Annotated in this window: 24 protein-coding genes; 22 read left to right on the top strand and 2 right to left on the bottom strand. The window is 43.8% G+C overall.

Translation table 11 applies throughout. The features are described from left to right. Positions 1-48 precede the first annotated feature (48 nt). Positions 49-705: an MBL fold metallo-hydrolase gene (locus Q0628_RS01860; protein WP_298767872.1), complete on the bottom strand. Its 657-nt coding sequence runs from the start codon at positions 703-705 to the stop codon at positions 49-51. 153 nt (positions 706-858) lie between these two features. After that, on the bottom strand, positions 859-2,313 hold the full coding sequence (cysS, locus tag Q0628_RS01855) for a cysteine--tRNA ligase (RefSeq protein WP_298767871.1): 1,455 nt from the start codon (positions 2,311-2,313) through the stop codon (positions 859-861). 148 nt (positions 2,314-2,461) lie between these two features. On the opposite strand from cysS, the gene Q0628_RS01850 reads away from it, so the two are divergent. The 22 genes from Q0628_RS01850 to Q0628_RS01740 form a co-directional block, all read left to right on the top strand. Then, positions 2,462-3,310, top strand: a complete 849-nt coding sequence (locus Q0628_RS01850) for a flavodoxin (protein WP_298767870.1) — start codon at positions 2,462-2,464, stop codon at positions 3,308-3,310. A 19-nt stretch (positions 3,311-3,329) separates the two neighbouring features. Next, complete coding sequence (locus tag Q0628_RS01845) at positions 3,330-4,454, top strand: adenosylhomocysteinase (protein ID WP_298767869.1); 1,125 nt, start codon at positions 3,330-3,332, stop codon at positions 4,452-4,454. Between the two features lie 95 nt (positions 4,455-4,549). Further along, positions 4,550-5,437, top strand: coding sequence for a sulfide/dihydroorotate dehydrogenase-like FAD/NAD-binding protein (locus tag Q0628_RS01840; RefSeq protein WP_073113492.1), 888 nt, complete (start codon positions 4,550-4,552; stop codon positions 5,435-5,437). After that, positions 5,437-6,936: an NADPH-dependent glutamate synthase gene (gene gltA / locus Q0628_RS01835; protein WP_072809078.1), complete on the top strand. Its 1,500-nt coding sequence runs from the start codon at positions 5,437-5,439 to the stop codon at positions 6,934-6,936. Before Q0628_RS01840 ends, gltA begins: the two co-directional genes overlap by 1 nt. A gap of 180 nt (positions 6,937-7,116) precedes the next feature. Then, positions 7,117-7,914 (top strand): PD-(D/E)XK nuclease family transposase, encoded by a 798-nt coding sequence (locus Q0628_RS01830; protein ID WP_298767868.1) that lies wholly within the window; start codon positions 7,117-7,119, stop codon positions 7,912-7,914. A gap of 31 nt (positions 7,915-7,945) precedes the next feature. After that, on the top strand, positions 7,946-8,146 hold the full coding sequence (locus Q0628_RS01825; protein WP_298767867.1) for a hypothetical protein: 201 nt from the start codon (positions 7,946-7,948) through the stop codon (positions 8,144-8,146). Positions 8,147-8,413: 267 nt separating this feature from the next. Next, positions 8,414-9,577, top strand: coding sequence for a beta 1-4 rhamnosyltransferase Cps2T (gene cps2T / locus Q0628_RS01820; RefSeq protein WP_298767866.1), 1,164 nt, complete (start codon positions 8,414-8,416; stop codon positions 9,575-9,577). Positions 9,578-9,630: 53 nt separating this feature from the next. Next, a complete protein-coding gene (locus Q0628_RS01815; protein ID WP_298767865.1) occupies positions 9,631-10,638 on the top strand; it encodes a glycosyltransferase family 2 protein in 1,008 nt (335 codons plus the stop codon). Further along, positions 10,632-11,702: an EpsG family protein gene (locus Q0628_RS01810; protein ID WP_366979017.1), complete on the top strand. Its 1,071-nt coding sequence runs from the start codon at positions 10,632-10,634 to the stop codon at positions 11,700-11,702. The genes Q0628_RS01815 and Q0628_RS01810 overlap by 7 nt, the downstream gene beginning before the upstream one ends. A gap of 15 nt (positions 11,703-11,717) precedes the next feature. Then, positions 11,718-12,767: a polysaccharide pyruvyl transferase family protein gene (locus tag Q0628_RS01805; protein ID WP_298767864.1), complete on the top strand. Its 1,050-nt coding sequence runs from the start codon at positions 11,718-11,720 to the stop codon at positions 12,765-12,767. Positions 12,768-12,773: 6 nt separating this feature from the next. Next, positions 12,774-14,300 (top strand): oligosaccharide flippase family protein, encoded by a 1,527-nt coding sequence (locus tag Q0628_RS01800; protein WP_298767863.1) that lies wholly within the window; start codon positions 12,774-12,776, stop codon positions 14,298-14,300. Between the two features lie 46 nt (positions 14,301-14,346). Then, positions 14,347-15,297, top strand: a complete 951-nt coding sequence (locus Q0628_RS01795) for a capsular polysaccharide synthesis protein (protein WP_298767862.1) — start codon at positions 14,347-14,349, stop codon at positions 15,295-15,297. Then, positions 15,297-16,121 (top strand): phosphorylcholine transferase LicD, encoded by an 825-nt coding sequence (locus tag Q0628_RS01790; protein WP_298767861.1) that lies wholly within the window; start codon positions 15,297-15,299, stop codon positions 16,119-16,121. The genes Q0628_RS01795 and Q0628_RS01790 overlap by 1 nt, the downstream gene beginning before the upstream one ends. 18 nt (positions 16,122-16,139) lie before the next feature. Further along, on the top strand, positions 16,140-17,483 hold the full coding sequence (locus tag Q0628_RS01780) for a Gfo/Idh/MocA family oxidoreductase (RefSeq protein WP_366979016.1): 1,344 nt from the start codon (positions 16,140-16,142) through the stop codon (positions 17,481-17,483). 14 nt (positions 17,484-17,497) lie between these two features. Then, positions 17,498-18,571, top strand: a complete 1,074-nt coding sequence (locus Q0628_RS01775) for an aminotransferase class V-fold PLP-dependent enzyme (protein WP_298767860.1) — start codon at positions 17,498-17,500, stop codon at positions 18,569-18,571. A 13-nt stretch (positions 18,572-18,584) separates the two neighbouring features. Continuing rightward, a complete protein-coding gene (locus Q0628_RS01770) occupies positions 18,585-19,802 on the top strand; it encodes a Coenzyme F420 hydrogenase/dehydrogenase, beta subunit C-terminal domain (protein WP_298767859.1) in 1,218 nt (405 codons plus the stop codon). Next, positions 19,688-20,971: a polysaccharide pyruvyl transferase family protein gene (locus Q0628_RS01765; protein ID WP_298767894.1), complete on the top strand. Its 1,284-nt coding sequence runs from the start codon at positions 19,688-19,690 to the stop codon at positions 20,969-20,971. Before Q0628_RS01770 ends, Q0628_RS01765 begins: the two co-directional genes overlap by 115 nt. A gap of 9 nt (positions 20,972-20,980) precedes the next feature. Further along, the gene (locus tag Q0628_RS01760) at positions 20,981-22,252 is read left to right on the top strand and encodes a CotH kinase family protein (RefSeq protein ID WP_298767858.1); all 1,272 of its coding nucleotides are present in this window, start codon (positions 20,981-20,983) and stop codon (positions 22,250-22,252) included. A 9-nt stretch (positions 22,253-22,261) separates the two neighbouring features. After that, on the top strand, positions 22,262-23,410 hold the full coding sequence (locus Q0628_RS01755; RefSeq protein WP_298767857.1) for an acyltransferase: 1,149 nt from the start codon (positions 22,262-22,264) through the stop codon (positions 23,408-23,410). Positions 23,411-23,560: 150 nt separating this feature from the next. Next, a complete protein-coding gene (locus Q0628_RS01750; protein WP_298767856.1) occupies positions 23,561-23,782 on the top strand; it encodes a hypothetical protein in 222 nt (73 codons plus the stop codon). Continuing rightward, positions 23,779-24,081 carry a DDE-type integrase/transposase/recombinase gene (locus Q0628_RS01745; protein WP_366979019.1) on the top strand — a complete coding sequence of 101 codons (303 nt, stop codon included), beginning with the start codon at positions 23,779-23,781 and terminating at the stop codon, positions 24,079-24,081. The genes Q0628_RS01750 and Q0628_RS01745 overlap by 4 nt, the downstream gene beginning before the upstream one ends. A 261-nt stretch (positions 24,082-24,342) precedes the next feature. Beyond that, positions 24,343-24,961 (top strand): hypothetical protein (locus tag Q0628_RS01740; RefSeq protein ID WP_298767855.1); only part of this gene is annotated, 619 nt, incomplete at its 3' end.

The following is a 24,961-nucleotide window of genomic DNA, read 5'->3' as shown; positions in this document are numbered from 1 at the left end:
CATTGCGAGCCGAAGGCGTGGCAATCTATTGCTGAGATCAAGTTGAGGTCAATACCACCTTCTCTCATCCCCGATAGTCGTCATGGGTCCGTGTCCGGGGAATACGACGGTTTCTTTCGGGAGAGTCATCAACTTGCTTTTGATTCCGCTGACAAGTGCATCGTCGTCTCCGCCGAAGAGGTCGCTTCGGCCTCTGCTACCCGCAAACAGAATGTCGCCGGGAAACAGCAGGGGAGGAACATTCTTCTGGCCGTTGACTTCGCCCGGGTTTTCACAGAAAAACGCGATGCCGCCGGGGGAGTGCCCTGCGATGTGGAAAACCTGCAGCTTGATGCCGGGCACCTCGACGGCATCGCCCTCGGCAAGGTAGTTGCCGAGTCCGGGCGAATGGGTGCGCATCGGGAGTCCGAACATCTGGCTCTGTTCTTCTTGCAAATCCAAAAGGAACGCGTCTTCTTCGTGCGCTTCGGGTTGCACCCCGTACTTGTTTGCAACAAACGCGTTGCCCAGCACGTGGTCCAGGTGCAGGTGCGTGTTCAGGAGTCGCTTTACCGTAAGCTTATTCTGCTCGATGTAGCGGGCGAGGGCCTGTTCCTCCTGCTCGCTAGAAACGCTCGGGTCAATCAGAATCGCATCGCCGGCATCGTTGCTTAAAACGAAACCGTTCACACCGAAGGGATTCACGACAAATTGCTTGATGTTCATGATGCCTAATATAAAAAAAGGAAAAATCAGGTCTGGATCCTTCGACTTCCCCTATCGCGCTTTGCGCTCCAGGGGCCGCTCAGGATGACAATGAAAAAATGCCCGCACGACAGCGGGCAAATTTACTAATGACCAATGACTATTGACTAATTACTAACCCTTGATTTCCCAGGTCGTGCCTTCCTTGGAGTCCTTGATGACCACGTTCATCGCGGCGAGCTCGTCGCGGATGCGGTCACTTTCGGCCCAGTTCTTGTTGGCACGTGCTTCCTTACGGGCGGCAATCAGCGCTTCGATCTTTGCGACATCTACGCCGTCATTCGCACCCTTCTTGGCGTATTCTTCACGGGGCTCGTCGAGCTTCAAACCGAAAATCTGGTCGAAGTCGGCCACCAGCGCAGCCTTTTCGCCGTCATCGATATCGCTCTTGAGCATCGTGTTCATGATGCCGAGGGCACGCGGCATGTTCAAGTCGTCGCCGATAGCGTCCTTGAATTCCTGCTGGAATGCCTTAGCGGCTTCGCTCGTTATAGCGGTTGCCTTGCCGATCAGCGGATCCGTCTTCTTGTGCAAGCTCTTGAGGCCTTCCTTGGCGCCTTCCAGAGCTTCCCACGTGAAGTTCAGGTAGTTGCGGTAGTGGCTGCCAATCGCGAAGAAACGGTAATCCAGCGGGTTGAAGCCGCGGTCCATCAACAGGGAAACCGTCAGGAATTCGCCGCTGGACTTGCTCATCTTGCCGAACTTCTGCTCGGTGGTGCCGTCTTCCAATTTTTCTTCGCTAGCGGTGCGGAGGAATTCGCCGTGCATCCAGAAACGTGCAAATGGCACGCCGTTAGCGCATTCACTCTGGGCGATTTCGTTGGTGTGGTGCACGCGGATGTGGTCCGTGCCGCCGCAGTGGATGTCAAGCGTCGGACCGTTGTACTTCATGGCCATGGCGGAGCATTCGATGTGCCAGCCGGGGAAACCGACGCCCCACGGGCTGTCCCATTCCATGGCACGCTTCTTGTCCTTCGGGCTGAACTTCCACAATGCAAAGTCGGTAGCGTGGTGCTTTTCGCCCATGTCGATGCGGCTACCCTTGCGGAGGTTTTCCACGTCGAGGCGGGCAAAGTCGGCGTAGCGCGGGAACTTGAGGCTATCGAAGTAGATGCCGTCGCTCGTGCGGTAGGTGTAGCCCTTCTCTTCGAGGGTCTTCACCAGTTTAATCTGTTCCTGGATGTGCTGCGTGGCAGGCGTCCAGCGGGTCGGTTCCTGGATGTTGAGGCGGTGCCAGTCGGCCATGAAGGCGTCGGTGTAGAACTTCGCGATGTCCCAGACGGACTTGCCTTCGCGGGCGGCGCCCTTTTCCATCTTGTCGTCGCCGGAGTCGGCGTCGCTGGTGAGGTGGCCCACGTCGGTGATGTTCACGATGTGGTTCACCTTGTAGCCGTAGTACTTGAGCGTACGGACCAGGAAGTCTTCAAAAATGTAGGTGCGGAGGTTGCCGATGTGGGCGAAATGGTACACCGTCGGGCCACAACAGTACATGCGCACGGCGGGAACGCCTTCGGGGAGAGTGAATACTTCTTTCTTGCGCGATGCGGTGTTGTAGAACTGTAGAGCCATTTTAGCCTCCGTTAAATGCGGCGCAACATGCGCCAAGCGGGGGCAAATATAGAAAAATGAGTCTCTGCTACGAGTTATTTGCCTCTAGAAAAAAGGGTTGCAAGCCGTTTCTCCTTTATTTTTTTACTTTCTCAAACGAGGTATCAACATGAAAAAGTATTTCGGTATCGCCCTGGCATTTCTTTTAGCATTTCTCGTTGGTTGTAAAGAAGAATCCGCCCAGGTCCCGCAGCAGGTGACTAAGTCCCTGGTGGTGTTCTACTCCCAGACGGGCTCCACTAAGAAGGTTGCCGATGTTTTCCAGAAAGCCCGGAACGCCGACATCTTTGAAATCAAGACCGCCACCCCTTACCCCTCTACCTACGACAGCACCGTCGCCGCAGTGAGGGTCCAGCGTGAATCTAAACAGTGGCCTGCTTTGCTAAATGCGAAGGTGAATCTCGCCAAGTACGACACTATTTATCTAGGCTATCCTATCATGTTCGGATCGTTCGCTCCGCCGATATACACTTTCCTCGATTCCAATGACCTGAGTGGCAAGGTGGTGGTTCCGTTCTGTACCTACGGTAGTGGCGGACGCAAGGCCAGTGCCGCCGAACTCAAAACATTGGAACCAGGCGCCAACGTGACTCTGGCCTACGGAATTTCGAACAAGAGGATTTCTGCCGAGAATGGCGTGGAAGTGGCTGCGAAGGAAATCGAGGCTTTCTTTGCGGATCTTGCGGTGGGCAAGACCGACGAGATGCTTATGGGTGGATTCTCGGAACAGCGCCCGCTTACGGCCGAGGATTCGGCTGTGTTTGTCGCTGCCACTAAGGATTACGCCTACTTGAACCTAAAGCCGCTGAGTGTTGCAACCCAGGTGGTGGCTGGAATGAATTTCCTGTTCGTATGCGAAATGAAGGCGTTTGGCGGCCCCGCGTCGCAGACCAACGTGAAGATCTTTAGGCCCCTTCCGGATAGGGGTGCGCCCGAGCTGCTTGCCGTAGAAAAATAATTTTTTTAAATTTGGCGCCATGATTTTTTCGGACGCCATTAACGAAGCTTACGAACCGAGGGAATATCCCGCCCTCGCGTATCTGGCAGATTACTGGATCGAGAAAAGGCCTTTTGCCGGTCTCAAGGTCCTCGCTGCGACCCCCATCTTTAGGAATACGCTAGTGCAGTATCGCGCCTTGTTGGCGGGCGGTGCCGAACTGTATGTAGGACGCTCCCTGGGGAGCGGCAACACGGCCATGCCATGTGACAAGGCGATTGTCGAGTTCCTGAAAGAAAGTGGTATTCCTGTGGTGACTGACGAGGATGTTCGTCATGGAACCGTAGCCGATGATTTTGACTTGGTCCTGGACTGTGCAGGACAATTCGCCTTTTGCCATCCCCGAAAGGGCTTTGTTGAACTGACCCGTAGTGGCGTACAGTTCTTCAAAGATTCCCAGTTGCCAGTTTATGTTGCCGATAGCGGAATCGTGAAGCGCATCGAAACTATCCTCGGTACGGGTGACGGCTACTTCCGCGGCTTGGAACAGTTGGGCTTTTCGGCTTTTGAAGAAAAGAATCTGATCGTGTTCGGTAGCGGAAAGGTCGGCTGCGGCATTGCCCTGCAGGGCGTGCGTCGCGGCATGAACGTCTGTGTGGTGACCGACACGCACAATCTAAATACGGCTAGCAACTTCACGGGTGTGCTGACTAATAATAATGTTCGTATCGAAGATTATCAGGACGACAAGATCGTGAGCGAGATCATCGAGGACGGTGACTATCTGGTGACGGCGACGGGCGTGAAGAATGCTCTTTCGTGGCCTGCGGTGTCGGCATTGCTTTCTAATGAAAGAATAATTGCGGCGAATATGGGCGTCGAGGACGAATTTGGTGAATTTGTTCCGAAACAAAGAGTCCTGAACCAGAAGGCTCCTTTGAATTTTATACTGAAGGAACCGACTCACCTCAAGTATATTGATGCAAGCCTCGCCTTGCATGCAGCCCTGGCGGCGAAACTGGCGGAAGAGTCCCGTAGCTTTGCGCAGGGAACATATCCGTTCGTTGGTCCTCAGGATCCTCCGTTCGAAATAGAGCAACGGCTCTTGATGACGACTATCCAGAATGGCGCCATCGGTTCCGAAATCTGCGACATGCTGCGCTAGGATAGCCTGTCCACTTGGGCTTGACCCCACTATTTGGAGCTTTTTTGTATGAAGGTACCTCTTGTGGGGTGCCTTTTTTCTAATTTTGGGCCACTATGGCAAAAATTCTCTTTAAAAAACAGTTATCTCCTGCGGTATTCCAATTCCGCGTCGAGGCCCCGCTGATCGCCCAAGAGCGTAAGGCCGGCCAGTTCATCATCCTCCAGACGAACAAGGACAACGGCGAACGCGTGCCCCTCACCATCGCCGATGCCGACACGACTGAAGGCTCCATCACCCTGATTTTCCAGACCGTCGGTAAGACCACCACCGAACTCTCCAAGTTCGAAGTCGGTGACGATATCCCGGTGCTCGTGGGCCCGCTGGGTTCCCCGACCCACATCGAGAATTTTGGCCACGTGGTTTGCGTGTGCGGTGGCGTGGGCATTGCCCCGATGCACCCGATTGTCCAGGCCATGAAGAAGGCCGGCAACAAGGTCACCATCATCATGGGTGCCCGTAACGAGAGCCTCTTCCTCATGAAGGAAGAAATGACCGCCCTCGCCGACGAAATCATTTTCATGACCGACGACGGCTCCTACGGCCGCAAGGGTCTCGTGACCGAACCGCTGAAGGAACTCTGCGAAGACACGAAGGGCAAGCCCGACATGGTGCTCGCCATCGGTCCTCCGATCATGATGAAGTTCTGCGCTCTCACCACCAAGCCCTACGGCGTGAAGACCGTCGTGAGCCTCAACAGCATCATGGTGGACGGGACCGGCATGTGCGGTGGCTGCCGCGTGACTATTGGCGGCAAGACCAAGTTCGTCTGCGTTGACGGCCCGGAATTCGACGGCCACGAAGTGGATTGGAACAACATGCTCCAGCGTATGGGCGCCTTCAAGCCCCAGGAACAGGAAGCCTTGCACCGCTTCGGTGCCAACGACGGCCACAAGTGCAACATTGATAAGATGGCTGACGCAAAGGCCAAGGAGAGCAAGTAATGTCTGAACATTTGACTCGTGAACAGTTGGACGCCGCCGCCAAGGTGGAACTTGAAAAGATTAACGCCCTCCCGAAGCCGCTCAAGCCGAAGGACAAGACTGCCATTCCGGCACAGCCGATGCCGCAGCTCGAACCCTCCTACCGTGCCCGCGTGATGGAAGAAGTGGCCCAGGGTTACACCGAAGCTCAGGCTATCGTGGAAGCTAACCGCTGCCTCGCTTGTAAGAACCAGCCTTGCGTCGAAAGCTGCCCGGTGCACATCGACATTCCGGCCTTCATCGCAAAGATTGCCGAAGGTGACTTCAAGGCCGCTATCGCAAAGATTAAGGAAACCAGCTTGCTCCCGGCAATCTGCGGCCGCGTTTGCCCGCAGGAACGCCAGTGCCAGATGAACTGCACCATGGGCAAGATGCACAAGGACGTGAACCAGGCTGTGGCTATCGGCCGCCTGGAACGCTTTGCTGCCGACTACGAACGCAACAACGGTGGCGCCTCGGTGCCGGCCGTGAAGCCTGCTACCGGCAAGAAGGTTGCCGTGATCGGTTCCGGTCCTGCTGGCTTGGTCGTCGCTGCCGACGTGCGCCGCGAAGGCCATGACGTGACCATCTTCGAAGCTTTCCACAAGCTCGGTGGCGTGGTCCGCTACGGCATTCCTGAATTCCGTCTGCCCAAGAAGATCGTTGACAACGAAATCGAATCTCTCGCAGCCATGGGCGTGAAGTTCGAGACAAATTTTGTCATCGGCCGTACCCGCAAGCTCAAGGACTTGATTGAAAAGGATGGCTTCGATGCCGTGTTCGTCGGTACCGGTGCTGGCCTCCCGCTCTTCATGAACATCGAAGGTGAAAACCTCGTCGGTGTGTTCGCCGCTAACGAATACCTGACCCGCGCCAACCTCATGCGCGCCTACGACAAGGAACATGCCGATACTCCGATGTGGCCCGGCAAGAACGTGGTCGTTCTCGGTGGCGGTAACGTCGCTATGGACGCTGCCCGTATGGCTCTCCGCTTGGGTGCCGAAAAGGTCCGCATCGTTTACCGCCGCAGCATGAACGAACTCCCGGCCCGTAAGGAAGAAGTTCTCCATGCCCAGGAAGAGGGTGTCGAATTCTGCGTTCTGCAGAACCCGGCCAAGATTCTTGGCGACGAAGCCGGCCACGTGCGCGGCATGCTCGTCGACAAGTACGAACTCGGCGAACCCGACGAAAAGGGCCGTCCGCGTCCGGTCAAGGTCGAAGGTGCAAGCTTCGAAATCGAATGCGACACCGTGCTCGTTGCTATCGGTAACGGTTCCAACCCGCTTATCAGCAACACCACGCCGGAACTCTCTGTCGACAAGAAGGGTCACATCCTTCTTGAAGATGCTGCTGCCAACAAGACCTTCATGGAGAAGGTCTACGCCGGTGGTGACATCGTGCTCGGCGCTGCAACCGTGATCCTCGCTATGGGTGAGGGGCGCCGCGCAGCCGCTGGCATCAACGAGTTCTTGAAGAAGTAAGGTGTCATCCTGAGCGGAGGCGTGAAACGCCGAAGTCGAAGGATCTAAAACAACCCCGACTCGCAAGAGCCGGGGTGTTTTTTTTGTAAAAATTTTACGAAACGAATAGGCGCTAATTCCAAGAGATAAGCGTGTTAAGTAATAGAGTGAATTCCAACTAAACACGAAAGGAAAATGCAAATGAATATCAAGTCTTTTGACGACCTTGACATTACTGATCCGATTATGTTTGGGCTCGTTTTCAGCAACAAGCATATCGCGAAGCCCTTCATAGAGCACTTGCTGGGCGTCGAAATTGACCACCTGGAAACTCCGGTTCCGGAGGCGGTCTTGAGCTACGACGCTGAGCATAAAGGCGTTCGCTATGATGTATTTGCGCGGGAGACCAATGAAAATGGTGAAACAATCCGTTCCTTTGATCTAGAAATGCAGATGGTCGATACCAAGGAACTACCGCAGCGTGCTAGATACTACCAGAGTGTGGGCGATGGCATGGCTCTTTCGAAGGGCGACCACTATATCAGACTTAAGGAGCAATACATTATCTTTCTTTGTCCCATGGATATTTTTGGGCGCGGATTTCCTGCTTATCATTTTGAAAACAGAGCAAGTGAGGACTCTAGCGTCAGATTGAACGACCTCACTTATAAGAATTATTATATATTTACAAGGTACGAGGATTTTCCGGACCCGGTTGTCAGGGCTTACATGAAGTATTTTGCGACCCAGAATGCGGATTCTCGTGAAACCGTAAACATCAACAACCAGGTGTCTTATTACAAAGCCGACACTCTCATAAGGAACAAATATATGACTTACGAATATGACCTTTATGAAAGCAAGGAAGAGGGAAAAGCGGAGGCTAGACTAGAAATGGTTGACGCCATGATTGCTAATCCAAAATTAACGGACGAAGACATCTCTGTTATCTCGGGTATGCCGCTAGAAGAAATCCAGAAACGCCGAATTCAGAGGTAAAATATCTGTATTGAAAGCTTTGGAGGCAAACATGTTCGACCATCATGAATACGAAGCTCTAGAGGCCGAAGCCTACCTGAAGGGTGAAGCGAGGGGCCTTGCCAGTGGCATGGAAAAAGGCTTGGCGCAGGGCATGGCACAAGGCATGGAAAAAGAACGAGAAAAATTGACGGCTTTTTTTCGCTCAAAAGGTGTTTCGGAAGAGATTATTGCCGAAGCATTGGTTTCTTAAGTAAGTTACTCGATTTCTAGCCTCGAAAGAGGCTTTTTTGTTAAAAAGACCGAAGTCTTCAAAAAGCTCCCTAGACCGCAATCTGTAGTCTATACAATATATCCATGTATTTCTTCTGACAATACCTTGTAAGATATATGTAATTTGTTAAATTGTTTTTTAAATTTATTTGAGATTTGGTGTGCATGCAATGATGTTTTGTAATCGTTTTTTTGACTTGAACGGACCTCGGTGCGGAGTTCTTGCGTAGGGGCCTGGCTTCTTTCTATGGCAGATATTCAACATATTTTCATAGTTGGTAGTAAGGGTATCCCCGGGGCGTATGGTGGATACGAAACCTTTGTCGACAAATTGACGGAATATCACCAGGACGATGCCCGCTTCAAATACCATGTGGCATGCAAGGCCGACGAAAACAGCGAATTCGAGTATCACAACGCCCGCTGTTTCAAGGTGAAGGTCCCGAAAATCGGTGCGGCAGCAGCTATCGTTTACGATGTTCTGTCAATTAGGCGGTGTATAGCCTATATCAAGAAATACGAGATTCCGCACCCTATCGTTTATTGCCTGGCTTGCCGAATCGGGCCGTTTGCGCGGAAGTTCCAGAGTCAAATCCACAAGCTGGGTGGCAAGTTCTATGTGAACCCCGATGGTCATGAATGGCTCCGTGCCAAGTGGCCCCTGCCCGTACGCAAGTACTGGAAGTATTCCGAAAAACGCATGGTCAAGTATGCAGACCTGCTCGTTTGCGACAGCAAGAATATTGAGAAGTATATCCGCGAAAGCTACGCCAAGTATAACCCGCAGACGACGTTCATCGCCTATGGTGCCGAAATCCGTCGTAGCCGCCTGGCCGACAACGACGAAAAGTTCACGAACTGGCTCGCCGAAAAGGGCCTGAAGCCCAAGGAATACTACCTGGTGGTGGGCCGCTTTGTGCCCGAGAACAACTACGAGACCATGATCCGCGAGCTCATGCTGAGCAAGACGCCCAAGAACTTCGCGCTCATAACCAACGTAAACGAGTCGTTCCTCGACGAACTCAAGAAAAAGACCGGGTTCGACAAGGATCCGCGAATTAAGTTCGTGGGCACCGTTTACGACCAGGAACTGCTCATGAAAATCCGCGAGCAGGCTTACGGATACTTCCACGGGCACGAAGTCGGAGGCACGAACCCGAGCCTTTTGGAAGCGCTTGCCAGCAGCGACCTGAACCTGCTCCTTGATGTGGGCTTCAACAGGGAAGTCGGTGAAGATACCGCCATCTACTGGAACAAGGAAAAGGGCAACCTCGCAGCAACCATCGAACGCGCCGATGCCCTCCCTGCAGAAGAGATCAAGGCTCTTGCGAATGCGAGCACCGGAAGGATTGCCAATGCATATAGTTGGGCTTTTATTTGCAATGAGTATGCTGGGGTGTGGAAGAAGTAGAGATGCTATAGAAGAAGTTTTTTTGTATTTGGTCGTGGAAAAAAAGGTTTGTTATGGATAAAATGCTGATTAGTGTGATTGTCCCCATTTATAATACTTCGTCGTATTTAAAGCGGTGTATAGATAGTATTGTTAATCAGACTTATCGTGAATTAGAAATAATTCTTGTTAATGATGGGTCAACCGATGAAAGTTTAGAAGTATGTAAAGTATATGAGGCGCGAGATGGAAGGATTGTTCTTGTTGATAAAAAAAATGAAGGGGTTTCTGCTGCAAGAAATGATGGGCTGAGAATAGCAAAAGGAGAATGGATTAGTTTTGTAGATTCGGATGATTTTTTAGACTTGGATTTTTATGAAACATTGCTTCAAGGAGTCAAAGAAAGTAACGCAGATGTGGTTTGTTGTAGAACTCGAGAGATAGAAGAAAACGGGAATGAGGTTCCTCATTTTTCTAGGAAAGAGTCTCTATATCCGACTAAATCCAAATTAATGGAACGTGAAGAAGTATATCGTCACTTTTTTGTACTTTCGAATCAATTTATATTTTGGAGTCCTTTCGATAAATTATTCAAAGCTGATATTGCAAAGACGATTCAATTTAAAGTAGGCTATATAAGGGCGGAGGATTTTTTTTACTGTTTTTCGTTCTTTCAAAAGATGACTGCTTTGTATTATATTCCGCAAAAAAAATACAACTATTTTCGACGAAAAGATTCTGTAACTCAAAAAGAGGCTTTTGATAGTTCTTTTTTTAATACTCCAGACTTGGCAAAAGAAGCCGTTTCTTGGCTAGATCGGGATGTGTCTGCTACAAAGAATATGGTTGAGTATGCAAAAATGAATTGTGCAACTGCAAATGCCAAGGTGATTAAGGCGTTTTACTTGGATCCGCATATTAAATATATGAAAAGGATTGACGCGTTAAGGAATGAACTCCGGAACAATAAAAAAATTGTGTCCAAATTATCTTTGAAATATATGCTATTGTGCTTTTTGTCTATGTATGCTCCAAATGTGTATCCTTTGCTATACTCAAGGAAAAAAAGAAATAAATGCTAGTTTATTTAGGGATGGCGTTATTGACTTTTTTGATGGCGAGCTTCATAAAGGATCGGCCGTGTTTTAGTGTTTACCCCATATTTACCCTAAAGAAAAAAAATATTATTTTTCTTTTTTTGATACTGCCCTCTGTACTTATATCTGGCTTACGATTCCAGGTTGGCACCGATTATTTGGTATACTTAGGAAGGTATCACTATATAGGTAGTGTTTTTGCAGGGCAACCTGTAAAAATGGAACCTCTGTTTCGTGTAGTTGCGGAAATAGGCCGTTTCTTTTCATCTGAACAGATGGTCTTTTTTATCATCGCGGCTATTTTTTCGTTTTTTTCGTATCGTTTTATTGTTGAAAATTCTAAGGATGTGGGGATGAGTTGCCTTCTTTTTCTTTTTTCTGGATTTTTTTCTTTGTCTGAAAATTTGATGAGGCAAATGCTTGGTGTTGCAATTTGTTTATATGCTTTAAAATATGTATACACTAGTGATTTTAAGAGGTATTTGTTTTATGTTGTTGTCGCTTCACTCTTTCATAGTATGAGTGCGATTTTCTTGCCGATGTATTTTTTGTATAAGCGGAGTTCCATATTTAAAAAGAAATGGACTGGATTGTTTTTTGCGGTGTGTATTTGCTTGTCAGGAGTTGCTTATAAATATGCGTATTCGGTTATGTTTTTTTTGGGGATAAAGTACATTAATTATTATGGGTCAATTAGAGATACGGGCTCCAGCCGGATTGTTATAGTGACAACTTTAGCTGTGCTTATCTTTTCATTTATCTTTTCCTCGCCGTCGGCAAAGGATTTTAAACAGAATATATTTATGATGTATTTTATTTTTTTCGCTCTGTATTTTTTGCTGTTGAATTTGCCGAATGGCAACAGGGTTGCTTTTATGTTTATTCCTGTTGAGATTGTTTTGCTTCCCAATGTAATAGCAGGGATAAAACATAGATTGATGCGAAATGTTTTTAAGTGGAGTTTAGTGATTTTTTTTGCTGGTTTTTGGTTTTATTATTTTTATGTCGCTGGAGTGGGAGAAACGTTCCCATATAAGAGCGTATTGTGAAAAAAGGAAAATATTGTGAAAACTGCGTATTTGATTGCGTACTGCCATAAAAATTTTGGTGATGATCTTTTTGTTCATCTTTTGTGTAGTCGGTTTCCGCAGGTAAAATTTTATGTAGAAGTCTCACAGGAAGAAGAGGGCCTGTCAAGAATTCCGAATTTAGTTGCTTTGAAGGAGTCTTTTTTTCAGAAAATAAAAAGAAAAATTTGTTCTTCTTATGTGCCTTTTGGTGACGTAATAAAAAAAAGTTCAGCAACTGTTCTAATTGGTGGGTCGATGTTCATTCAGAGCGATAATTGGCGCAAAAAACTAGAACGATTAAAAGTTATCAAATCATGGTCGAAGCATTTCTGTATATTGGGATGTAATTTTGGACCGTTTTACAATGCTGAATATCTTAAATCTTATCAAGAATTTTTGGGATCCATAGATGATTGCTGCTTTCGCGATATGAAATCATATCGTGATTTCGTTGGAAATAAAAATGCAAGATATGCTTTTGATATTGCGTTCTCTGCATCGTGTGCCTACAAGGATGTGGACAAAAGGAATGGTGTTATTGTCTCGGTTATTGATGTAAAGAAAGAGCGTGATTTGCTTTCCTACGAAGGCCAATATATGGATATGTTGAAAACTGCGATTTCTGAGTTTCTTCGTGAGGGGCTGGACGTTACGTTGTTGTCTCTTTGTGCTGAACAAGGTGATCGTAAGGTGTGTGAGGAGTTGCGACAAGTAATAGGGAATAGTCAGAAAGTTCAGATTTTTAGTTATGACGGAAATGTAAATGCTGTCCTAGACTTATTTGAGAAATCTAAATATGTTGTTGCATCTCGTTTTCATGCGATGATTATAGGCTTTTTGTGTGGCTGTAAGGTTCATCCACTCTCGTACAATGAAAAGTTTTCTAATGTTCTGGATGATTTGGGATTTGATGCTTCGTTTTATAATATTGCTTCGTTAAAAAAAATCTCATTGGGCAACTATTTGTTTGTTCCGCAAAGAGAAAAATTGGTTTTATCATCGCAAGAACAATTTTCATTTTTAACGACTCTCTGGGGTAGTTGACTTGTTATGAAATCTGAACTTAAATGGGGAGCATTTTTGTCCTACGTAGTTCTGCTGTTAAATAATTTGGTGGGACTGCTGTATACTCCATTTTTGTTGCGGATGCTAGGAAAGTCGGAATACGGATTGTATTCAATATCCGCTTCCATAATTGCATATTTGACAATTCTTGATTTTGGTTTTGGTAACGCAATTGTTCGCTATACGGCGAAGTACAGGGCTGAAGGAAAAAAGAAGGAGCAATATAAAGCGTTTGGTTTTTTCTTCATTTTGTATTGTGCTATTGGTGTTATTGCTTTAGTGCTGGGCCTTTGTGTCGCATTTCACACAAATGTTTTCTTTGACAAATCAATGACGATGATGGAGGTTTCCAGATTAAAGATTATTATTTTTTTGATGTTAGCTAATTTGGCGGTGACCTTCCCTTTAAGCCTTTTTACTTCAATTATTTCTGCGTACGAACGATTTGTTTTTCAGAAGGTGATAATCATTGTCAGAGTTTTACTAAACACGCTTACAATGGTTGTTCTTTTACAATTTGGCTATAAAGCTATTGCATTGGCTGTTGTTGCATCTATTTTTAACATAGCAACATTGGTTTCTAATTGTATTTATTGCTTTGTGAAGTTGAAAATAAAATTGTATTTCGCTAGAATAGAATACTCTGTAATAAAAGAAATAGTGATGTATTCTTTTTGGATGTTTTTGAACGCGATTATCGATCGTATTTATTGGAGTACGGGCCAATTCGTTTTAGGAGCTGTTGCGGGAACCGCTTCTGTGGCAATTTTTGCGGTTTCTATACAATTAGAACATATGTATATGTCTTTTTCTACGGCGGTAACAAGCGTTTTCTTGCCAAAGGTGACGTCTATTGTGACAAAGAATGTTAATAGTGAATATGAAGTTAGCGAACTGTTTATAAAAACAGGGCGAATACAATATTGTGTAATGGCTCTGATTTTATCTGGGTTCTTTCTTTTCGGCCGCTCGTTTGTGACTATATGGGCGGGACCTGATTATGCGGAATCTTATATCATTGCGATGATTTTCTTTGTGCCGTTAATGATACCCTTGATTCAAACCTTGGGGATCACTATTTTGCAAGCTCGAAACCAAATGAAATTTCGATCGTTGTTGTATATTTTTATATCATTGCTAAGTTTAGGCTTTCAAATTCCATTGTCGAAAAAATATGGTGGAATTGGATGTGCTTGTGCGATTTCTGGTGCGCTTGTGTTAGGGCAGGTTATAACGATGAATGTCTATTACCAAGTTCGGCAAAAAATCAATATTATGAAATTTTGGTTTGAGATTGCAAAAATGTCTGTAGTTCCATTAGCAATGACAGTGATGACATATGCTATTTTGCGAAATGTAAATTTTCAGTCTCCTGCTGAACTTGTTGTTGGAATTGGTTTGTATTTGATTTTGTATTTACCTTTGTTTTTTGTATTTTCAATGAATTCATATGAACGGGGTTTGGTGGTGAATCCGGTAAAAAAAATTATAGAAATTACGAGACGAATTTGATGAACATATTTCATTGTATATTTTTGTAAAAAAGGAGTTCTCAGCTATGCTTGTGACTATATATAAAAAAATGGGAGGTTTTTCCTTTGTCAGGAGGTTGGCTTCGTCTCATTTGCTTTCCTTTTCTTTTTTTACTTTAATTCTTTTGGGCTTTGAACGGAAATCCCTAGAAATAGTGAGATTAGCTATAAATAATCGTCGTCTTCAGAAGATGCGAAAGGGAAATAGAAAATTTATATCAAGCTATCTATTAAAAAGTAATGTGAAAGAACGAGCGCAGTCAAATAAAGTGTGGTTCTTGTGGTTGCAGGGGTTGGATTCTGCTCCGATTGTTGTGAAAAAATGTTATGCGTCTTTGAAAAAACATCTTCGCGATAGAGAGATTGTTTTACTGACAGAGAATAATTTTCATAATTATGTGACATTTCCAGATTTTATCCAAAACAAGATAGATTCTGGTGTAATTTCGAAAACACATTTTTCAGATTTACTTCGGTTGGAACTTCTAGAACATTATGGGGGAACATGGATTGATGCAACAGTTTTTTGTTCAGGCAGCAATTATCCAGATTATATATTTGATTCAGAATTGTTTATCTATCAGTGTTTAATGCCTGGACAGAATGGCTCTTGCATTCCTTTCTCGAGTTGGTTCATTTCATCAACGACAAACCATCCAATCATTTCCTTAACAAAAGAGTTGCTTTATAATTATTGGAAAGGGCATAATTCAATGATTGATTATTTCTTAATCCACTATTTTCTACAATTGGCTATAGAAGCATATCCTGATGAGTGGAAAAAGGTTATTCCCTTTTGCAATTCATTGCCGCATATGCTTTTATTGAGACTTTTCGATTCTTATGATGAACGAACTTGGAATGCGATAAAGCAACAAACCTGTTTTCATAAGCTTACATATAAATTTGATGCGGAATCAGAATCTTTGTGTGGGACATATTATGAGCGGATTTTAAAAAACAATGGGGAACAATAATGAAGAAATTGACAATGAAAGAAGTGCAACAAGGTGCGCTTGAAATTCTAAAAAAAATAGATGAGATTTGCAAAGAACAAAATTTGAAGTATTGCTTAGCTTATGGCACACTTATAGGTGCAATTCGCCATAAGGGCTTTATTCCGTGGGATGACGATATTGATATTATGATGCCAAGGAATGATTATAATCGCTTGGTCCAATATTTTATTGATCACAAGGAAGAGTTGAAGCCTTTTGAGATATTGAACAAAGGGACGAACAAGAATTACCCGTTTATGATAAGCCGAATAAGTGATAGCCGTTATATGCTAGATGTGGATAACGAGGAACCTTATGGTATTGGCTTGTTTGTTGATGTTTATCCTCTTGATGGGGCGGGAAATTCAGTTGAAGAGTATACAAAAAGAAAGAATCGGTCATCTCGATATGCGTCGATGTGCTTTTTGTCGACACGAAAAACAATAAAAAGAGAAAATACTGCGTCATTTTTTAAGTACCTAATTAAGTTTCCTGCTTTTTGTTTGGCAAAATTCCTTGGTAGGGATTTCTTTATGCGCAAACTTGATGAAATTGAAAAAGGATGCGATTACGAAAAAAGCAAATATATAGGATGTATGATTTGGGCTTCTGATGATGGTGTTAGGGGCATTTTCCCGAAAGAATGGTTTGATGAAATGATTGATGTCGAATTTGAAGGCTACTTGTTTAAAGCTCCCAAAGAGTTTGATAAGGTCCTTACCCATGGCTATGGAAAATATATGGAACTGCCTCCAGAAAATAAACGTATAGCGCATCATTATTACGATGCCTATTTGAAATAATTATATGGAAATAGAAAAATGACACGCGTTATCACATATGGAACATATGACCTTTTGCATCAAGGTCATATTAATTTACTCAAGCGCGCTAAGGCTCTTGGCGACTATCTTATTGTTGGCGTGACTAACGACAACTTTGATCGCGATCGTGGTAAATTAAATGTTAGAAACAATGTTCTTGAACGAGTGGAGACTGTCAAGGCGACTGGCCTTGCCGACAAAATAATCATCGAGGATTATGTCGGACAAAAAATTGATGATATTCAAAAATATGATGTTGATATATTTGCGATTGGTTCTGACTGGGAAGGCAAGTTTGATTATTTGAACGAATTTTGCAAGGTTGTTTATTTACCGAGGACTGAAGGAATATCATCCACGATGCTCCGCGAGGAAAGCCAGGAGATTGTAAAGGTTGGTATTATTGGCTGTGGACGTGTTGCGAATAGGTTCCCATCGGAAGCGGGAATTGTCAATGGGGTGTCGGTAACGGCGGCTTTTGACATCGACGAACAAAAGTCAAGCAAGTTTGTTTCGGAACTCGACAATGTTGTTGCTTGCAAATCCATTGATGAGTTGTATGCCGATTCTGATGCGGTTTATATTGCTACACCCCATATGGCGCATTACGGGTGCATAAAATCCGCTTTGCAGGCGGGAAAACATGTGCTATGTGAAACCCCAATGGCCCTTAATGGGGATGAGGCTAAAGAATTATACGGGTATGCTGAGTCTCATGGACTTATTCTCATGGAAGCGAATAAAACCGCTCATTGCCCTGCATTTAATCATTTGGTGGTTTTGGTCAAATCTGGTCTGATAGGTGATGTTGTCGATATTGATGTATCACTTTCTCAATTGCTTGATAAAAATGGTAGAGAGTTTGACCCGGATCAGGCCGGAGGTGCTCTTTACGAGCAGGGCAGCTATCCGTTGCTTCCTATTTTTAAGTTGATGGGAATCAATTATGATGAATTGAATATCTATAGTAGAATGGAAAATGGTGTAGATACATATTCGAGGGGTGTTTTCCGTTATTCGAATGCTACATGTTCGTTCAAGGTTGGGTTAGGGGTTAAAACAGAAGGAAACCTTGTTATTTCGGGGACAAAGGGGTATGCGTATGTTCCTGCTCCCTGGTGGAAGACTGACTACTTTGAGTTGCGTTATGAAGACCAGAATGAGAATAAAAAATTCTTCTATAAATGGGATGGTTATGGTTTGCGCTATGAAATCCAAGAATTTATCAGTTGCGTTTTAAACAAAAGGTTTTCTTCGGCTCGTCTGAGACGCCGAGAAAGCATTCAAATGGCTTATGTTATGCAGCAGTTTAAGGAAAGAAAAAATTTTCATCAAATTTAACTGAGGGTAAATCTATGATCAACTTTACTGTAGGTCCGGTACAATCCAGTGACGCTGTGCGCGCGATTGGCGCAGAACAGGTTCCTTATTTCCGCACGGCAGAGTTTTCTGAGCTGATGCTTGAGAACGAACGTCTGGTCAAGAAGTTCGCAAAGGCCTCCGACGACTCCAGGGTCGTCTTCATTACGGGCTCGGGTTCGGCAGGCATGGAAACCGCCATCATGAATACCCTGACCCCCGCCGACAAGGCGATTATCGTGAATGGTGGAAGCTTCGGTCACCGTTTCGTGGAACTCTGCGAACTGCATGAGATCCCCTTCGCCGAAATCAAGCTTCAGCCGGGCAAGGCGCTCAAGGCTGAGCACCTGAAAGATTACGAAGGTAAGGGCTACACCACCTTTATCGTGAACAAGCACGAGACCTCTACCGGCGTGCATTACGACATGCAACTCATCAGCGATTTTTGCAAGCGTAACAACTTGTTCCTAATCGTTGACAGCATCAGTACCTTTCTGGCCGACCCCTTTGACATGGCGGCTCTCGGTGCCGATGTGATGATTACGGGCTCCCAGAAGGCGCTCGCCTGCCCGCCGGGCATTTCGGTGATGGTGCTTTCTCCCAAGGCGCTCACCCGTATCGAAAAAGTCAAGTGCAAGTGCCAGTACCTAGATCTGAAACTCGCCTTGAAGAATGCTGAGCGTGGGCAGACTCCGTGGACCCCTGCAGTGGGCATTCTTCGCCAAATCAATGCGCGCCTCAAGGAAATTGACGCGAACGGTGGCGTAGAGGCGGAAATTACTCGCACGGCGGCGCTCGCCAACTACTTCCGCGAGCGCATCAAGGGACTTCCCTTCGAAGTCGTTTCCGAATCGCTTTCGAACGCGGTGACTCCGCTCCACCCGACCACGGCATCTGCCTACGATATCTTCCTCAAAATTAAGGATGAATATGGTATGTGGATTTGCCCCAACGGCGGTGACATGAAAGATTCTGTTTTTCGCGTGGGTCATATCGGGGCTCTGACTACGGAAGATTATGATAAACTTATTGCCGCATTTAGTGATTTGAAGAACAAGGGCTTTATTTAAGTCGTAGGTGAATATGGCTTTATCCCCTGAAGAAATACATCTTTGCGATCAATCGTTATGTACCGGATGCATGGCCTGTAGGCAGATTTGCAAGGTTGGAGCGATTTCGACGAAAAAAATAGGTGGTTTTTTATATCCTGATATAAATAAGGGCGTCTGTAAGGCATGCGGATTATGTATGAATGTATGTCCTGTTTTGAATCTGAAGGGACAGAAGGGAGTATGCCATAAAAATACGCAGACTTGTTTAGCTGCTTGGAACAAATCTGTTGATGTGCGAATGAAGAGCTCCTCTGGGGGCGTTTTTTCGGCGCTGGCGGAACAAGTTCTCCTAAAAGGGGGCGTTGTTTTTGGTGCGGCTTGGGATTCTAATATGGTTTTGAAACACAAGGCTGTTGAACGCCTTGAAGATTTAGAATCTATTCGTAGGTCTAAATATGTCCAAAGTGATGTCGGAGAAACATTTAACCAGGTTTTGCAGTATCTAAAGACGGGAAGAGCTGTTTTATACTGTGGTGTACATTGCCAAATTGCTGGGTTAAGAAGTTTTATAGGTAAGGATTTTGACAATCTGTATCTTGTCGATGTCTTGTGTCAGGGAGTTCCTTCTCCGGCTATGTTTAGATCTTATTTGGATGAAATTGAGCAGGAATTTGCGTCAAGAGTTGTTGATTGCAATTTTAGACACAAGGATAAGGGGTGGAGATGCGGTTTGTCTTTGAATATGACTCTTGAAAACGGGAAGAATGTTCGTCGCATATTGGATCGAAACGAGTATTATAATGCGTTTTTTAATGAGTTTTTTTTGAGAGATTCCTGTTATAAGTGTAAATTCAAAGTAGACAGTTTGGGATATAGTTCTGATATTACACTTGGTGATTTTTGGCGTATCGGCAATAAGATTCCCTTGCCCAAAGAAGTTGAAAAGAACTATACAAGGGGTATATCCGCTGTTGTTGTTAATACTGAAAAAGGGCGTCTTTTGTTAGAACGGTGTGTTGGCAAAATTGAAACTCTTGAAAGATCGTGGAATGAATTTTCTACAAATGGAGGGCTCTATTCAAGTAAAAAAAATGCTGATGATGCTGTCGCGAAGAACTATTTGGAATGTCATGGTTGGCATGCGACACAACAGAAATTTTTTCCTTTAACAAGGAAAAGAAAAATAAAAAATTTGCTGATGTTAATATGTGGCGAAAAGATGCTTCGCAAATTTATGAAAATGGGGTAAAAATGAAAAAATATGGAATTTTGACATTGGTTCTTCAAAATTATGGCACAAGACTTCAATCTTATGCGCTGTGTCGCGTGCTAAAGCAAATTCTTGGTGATAATGTTTCAGTAGAGGTTGTTGACCTTGACACAGAGTGGTCACATCGTGCTCTTGGTATAAAAAATATTGCGTATAGAAGTTTTCGTGCGTATGGAATACGTTTCGTCGGATATATGTATAATATATTTCGTTGGGTAATGGAGAGGAGGAAAATAAAAAAGGAAGATCATTCTGGGGATTTAGAAAAAAGGGATTTGGCTTTTTTCAATTTCAATTCAAAAATACCTTATGCAAAACAAAAACTGACTTTTGATGATATTCGTAAAGGCGCTTTGAATGATTATGATGAAATAATTGTTGGTAGTGACCAGGTTTGGAATGGAATAAAGGTTGGACATCAAGATGTTTATATGTTAGATTATTTTAAGAAAAAGGGACTGTCTTATGCTGCAAGTTTTGGGATGACTTCGATTCCTCCAAAGATGTTTGAAGACTACAAGCGAAGACTCAATAATTTTTCGACATTGTTAATTCGAGAAAAAGAGGGACTAGAATTGTGTTGTCGGCTGGGGCGAAAAGATGCAGAGTTTGTTTTGGATCCGACGTTGTTATTGCCATCAAATGAATATGAACAGTTTTTGGGAGAAAAAAATATAGTGGATGGTGATTATATATTGGTTTACTCGTTGAACTTTTCATATAAAATATATAATCAAGCATATAAGTTTGCCAAAAGAAATAATTGCAAGATGATTGTTTTGAAAAGATATTTTTGTCCCCCATCAATAAAAAAATATCCTGGGGCAGAGGAATTTTACGCTGTGTCGCCAGAAGGTTTTTTGGGGTTGATAAAAAAAGCAAAGTGTGTCATTACCAATAGTTATCATGCAATGCTTTTCTCGATAAACTTTAATAAGGATTTTTATCTTTACTTAGATAATTCTGACGAAGAAAATAGTCGCATGTTGACTTTGATTAGCTTGTGTAATCTTCAGGATAGGGTATTTTGGGAAAAAGGCAACTTGCCTCAAATGATCACAAAAATCGATTATTTAGAAACAAACGAGGTCTTGAATCGAGAAAGGGAAAAATCGTTAAGTCTACTAAAGCAATCGCTAAACATTTAGCCAAATAAAATGAGTAGGAACTATCTTTTCGCTATATTCTTTTTTGTTTTAATCATTGTTGCGTGCAGCAATAGTGAGTATGCGGAAATGGTGGATTCTGCTGACGCATCTGATAGCGGCATGTATTGCGTTCTAGATACTTCTGAAATGCAACAAGATTATCTTCCGTTAGATGACTCCGAATATCCTTATGCTGGGATACCAAGAATTGTAATTAAAACGAATAACTTTCGCAAAATAAAAGATAGAGAGACTGATGTTCCGGCGCAATTGCAAGTATGGGGACGAAATGCCCCTGAGAGTGATGTGATGAATTTGACTATAAGGGGGAGGGGGAATAATACTTGGGGGTATCCCAAAAAACCATATGCAATAGAATTCAAAAAAAAACAGTCTATCCTTGGGATGCCAGAATCAAAAAAATGGGTGTTGCTTGCAAATTACAGAGATCGAACATTGATTAGGAATGCGGTTGCGTTTGAAATAGCAAGAAAAATGGGCCAAGAGTGGACGCCACAAGGTAGATTTGTTGATGTTTTCCTTAACGGGACTTTTATTGGAAATTATTTTTTTTGTGAAAAAATTGAAGTAAAAAGAAATCGGTTGGCATTGAACGAGGAATCTTTTTTGCTTGAATTTGACACGCATTTTGATGCAAACTACAAGTTTAAAACAATTGTGGGAGATTATCCGGTAAATTTGAAATATCCGAAGGAGCCTGAGGATAGTCTGTTCAATTATATTTTCAATTACATAAATGAAATTGTCCGGATTGTTCATCAGTCATATGAGTTTGAACGATTGAATGAATATATTGATATGGAATCTTTTGCTACGTATTTTATTATAAATGAAGTTACACAGAATTCTGAAATTCAAACGCCGAAGAGCTTTTTTGCTTATAAAAATAGTAAAGAAAAATTGAAGGCAGGCCCTGTCTGGGATTATGATTATGCTACATTCAATATAAAAAAGAAAGGCTTGCGAAATGTGTATGGTTTCTTGTATAAGGATTTAAAAAAAGATAGTGCTTTTAAAAAAGAGGTAAGAAAAGTTTGGGAAAAAAACAAAGATTCCTTGTTACTTGTTATCCCTTATATTGATTCGCTGGCGGTGTATCTTGAAGAATCTAATAGAATGAATCGTCTTTTATGGCCAAGAACATTCAATTATGATCTTATTGGCGATGAAGACGTTGATTATAATGTGGCTATTGAAATGTTGAAAACCGCATTGGTTAGCCGTTGCGATGAACTTGATATTTTATTTCGCCTTTTTTAAGGAGTAAAAATGCAATTTTCCCGCCCTAAATCAAAACGATATGACTCATTTAATGGCCTTCGAGGGTATGCTGCCATAGGCATTTTATTGATGCATTATTTTGCCAACACTAATTCAAGTACGGTTAATGTTTTAAAAAATGCTGCTCCTATATTGTATGGGAATATAATACCGTTTTTTACAATGTTCGTATATATGTTCTTTACGGTGTCTGCATTTTCCATGTGCTGTGGCTATTTTGATAAGTTTACGATGACTAGAATAGAGAAAGAAGAACAAACCAATCTCTACTCAAAATTTGATACGGAGAAATTTTATTCTAAACGCTATGCTCGTATTTGGCCTTTTTTTGCTTTGCTGGTCTGTATAGATTTTATAATGAAACCTTCTCTTAGTGAGCTCTACCAGGCTTTTGCTGATCTTACTCTTGCTTTCAATTTGCTGCCTAATCCAGATATTTCTGTAATCGGGGTAGGCTGGTTTTTGGGGGTGGTGTTTTTATTTTATATGATTTTTCCTTGGTTCGCATATTTACTACAGAATAAAAGAAGAGCGTGGTTTGCATTTGTAGTGTCAATTTTATTTCATGTTATTCTGGTCCGTTATTTTTTAACAAGTGAATTTTGTACGGCAAGCCAGATTAGTAATTTTCGACATAATATAATTTTTAGTTTTCCCTTCTTTGTAGTCGGTGGATTGCTTTATTTGTATCGCCAGTATATCACAAAATTGCTTGAAAACATACTTTCTCGTATAGTTTTGTTGATAGCGTCATTTGTGGTTACTGGCGTATATTTTACTCCTTATTGTCCAGAACCCTTTGGAGAAAGTATTCTTTGGGTGGGTGTTATTTTTGTTTTTTGGGTAATTTATGCGATGTCCGGTGGAATTGCTATAAAAGGATTTAAACTATTGGATAATAAAGTTGCTTCTTTTTTGGGAGGACTTTCCATGGAAATATATTTATGTCATATGGTTATGTTTAGAATAGTTGAAAAGGTCCATTTGGAAAAATATCTGCATAATGCGCATTTATTTTATTGGACAACTTGCGTTTTAGGCATTTTAATGGCAATTGTATTTTCTTATGTTGTCACAAAAATGATTTTCCCGAAATGTGGAAAACTTATAGAAGCATGTAAGAGTATTAGTAAATAAGAAGGAGTAATTTTCGTATGAAATTCTTCGTTACAGGTGTTGGTGGCCAATTGGGCCTGTAAGCTTCCCCATAATTAGGACTGTTCATAACTAGACAAAAGGCAATTCTGCCTGCGTCAAAATGCTACCTTTGGTAGCAAAGGAACAGCCATGAAGAAACTGACTCATTCCGAATCGGAAATCGTCAAAAGCGTAAACGAACTTGATGCCAGCCAGCTAAAAAAGCTCAAGGAACTCGAAGAAGAAAACGCCAAGCTCAAGAAGATGTACGCCAATCTCGCCCTAGACAACGAGATTCTCCGCGAGGTCATCGAAAAAAACTCTAGAGACGAACGTCGTATTGGCCATGCTTGCATGAGCCAATATGACTGAGGCGAATTGGCGATTCATTTCAACAAGCGAAAGCTGTTGCGCATTCCATACCGGCATCCCGCTTGATTCGGTTCATGGAGGAAATCATTTGGGAGAAAGGCAAGCCGACCAACATTCGCTGCGATAACGGTCCGGAATTCATTTCGCATGAATTTCAAGATTGGTGCGATGGAAACGGAATCAAAATTTTGTACACGCAGCCCGGGTGTCCGACTCAGAACAGCTACATCGAACGATTTAACGGATCGTACCGAAGGGCTGTTCTTGACGCCTACATTTTTCAGGACACGACTCCTTAAACAACCTCGCTCCAATGGAGTATCGGTTGATGAGAACTGGGTGATTTTGTATACTTTAAACCAGTCCTAAAAATGGGAAGCTTACGCCTAGAAGTAGGAGGAATGGTCTATTAGTGTGACGACGCATTTATACAAATATAGATTTTTATAGACTATTCTAGAATTTGGCAAAAATTTCAAAAATATTTATTAAGATTTTCATTTTTTTGATTTCTTTTCGGCAATTATGGCTTATATTTGGAAAAAACGGATGAGGTTTTAATGAAATTGAATGTTTGGGTGTGCGGTTCGGTTGGCGTCTTGTGGCTTCTGGCGGTTGTTTTGCTGCTGTCTGCGACGAATTCTTTTGCCGATGACATCATTGCGACGACTTCGAACGGTTCGACTGTAATTTTGCACGACAATGGCCGCTGGGAATACTACCAGAACAATGCCAAGATTCGCGATGTGCGCCCGGGCGCCATTCCCGAAGATGCCAAGTTCCAGATAACGATTGATTACGAAAGCGTAGACAAGATCAAGAAGGATGTCCGCATGGCGATGGATGCCGACTTTGCGACGGAAGAGGAAATTCGAGACAGTCTGCGCAAGGTTCCCAAGGGTGGAATTATCTATTTCCAGGTACCGACCAAGCAGATCAAGCCCGGCTTTGTGCGTGAATTGACCTATTCCGTTTACGACAAGGGCAAGACTCCTATCTTCTCGAAGACTGTACGCGACAGCGAGGCGACCGCAAGTGAAACTCGCGGCGTTTCCAACCTGCTGGTTGTGCCAATCTATGCGAGGCCCAAGTCCAAGGTGCTCAAGGCGAAGGTCGTGAGCGAATCGGCTCGTCAGACTTTGGAGTTTGATATCCCGATAAAGGGATTTATATGCCATT

The sequence above is a fragment of the uncultured Fibrobacter sp. genome, assembly GCF_937877005.1.
GTDB lineage: Bacteria > Fibrobacterota > Fibrobacteria > Fibrobacterales > Fibrobacteraceae > Fibrobacter.
Note: the sequence above shows the minus strand (reverse complement) of the source record. Positions and strands in the feature narration are given on the sequence as shown.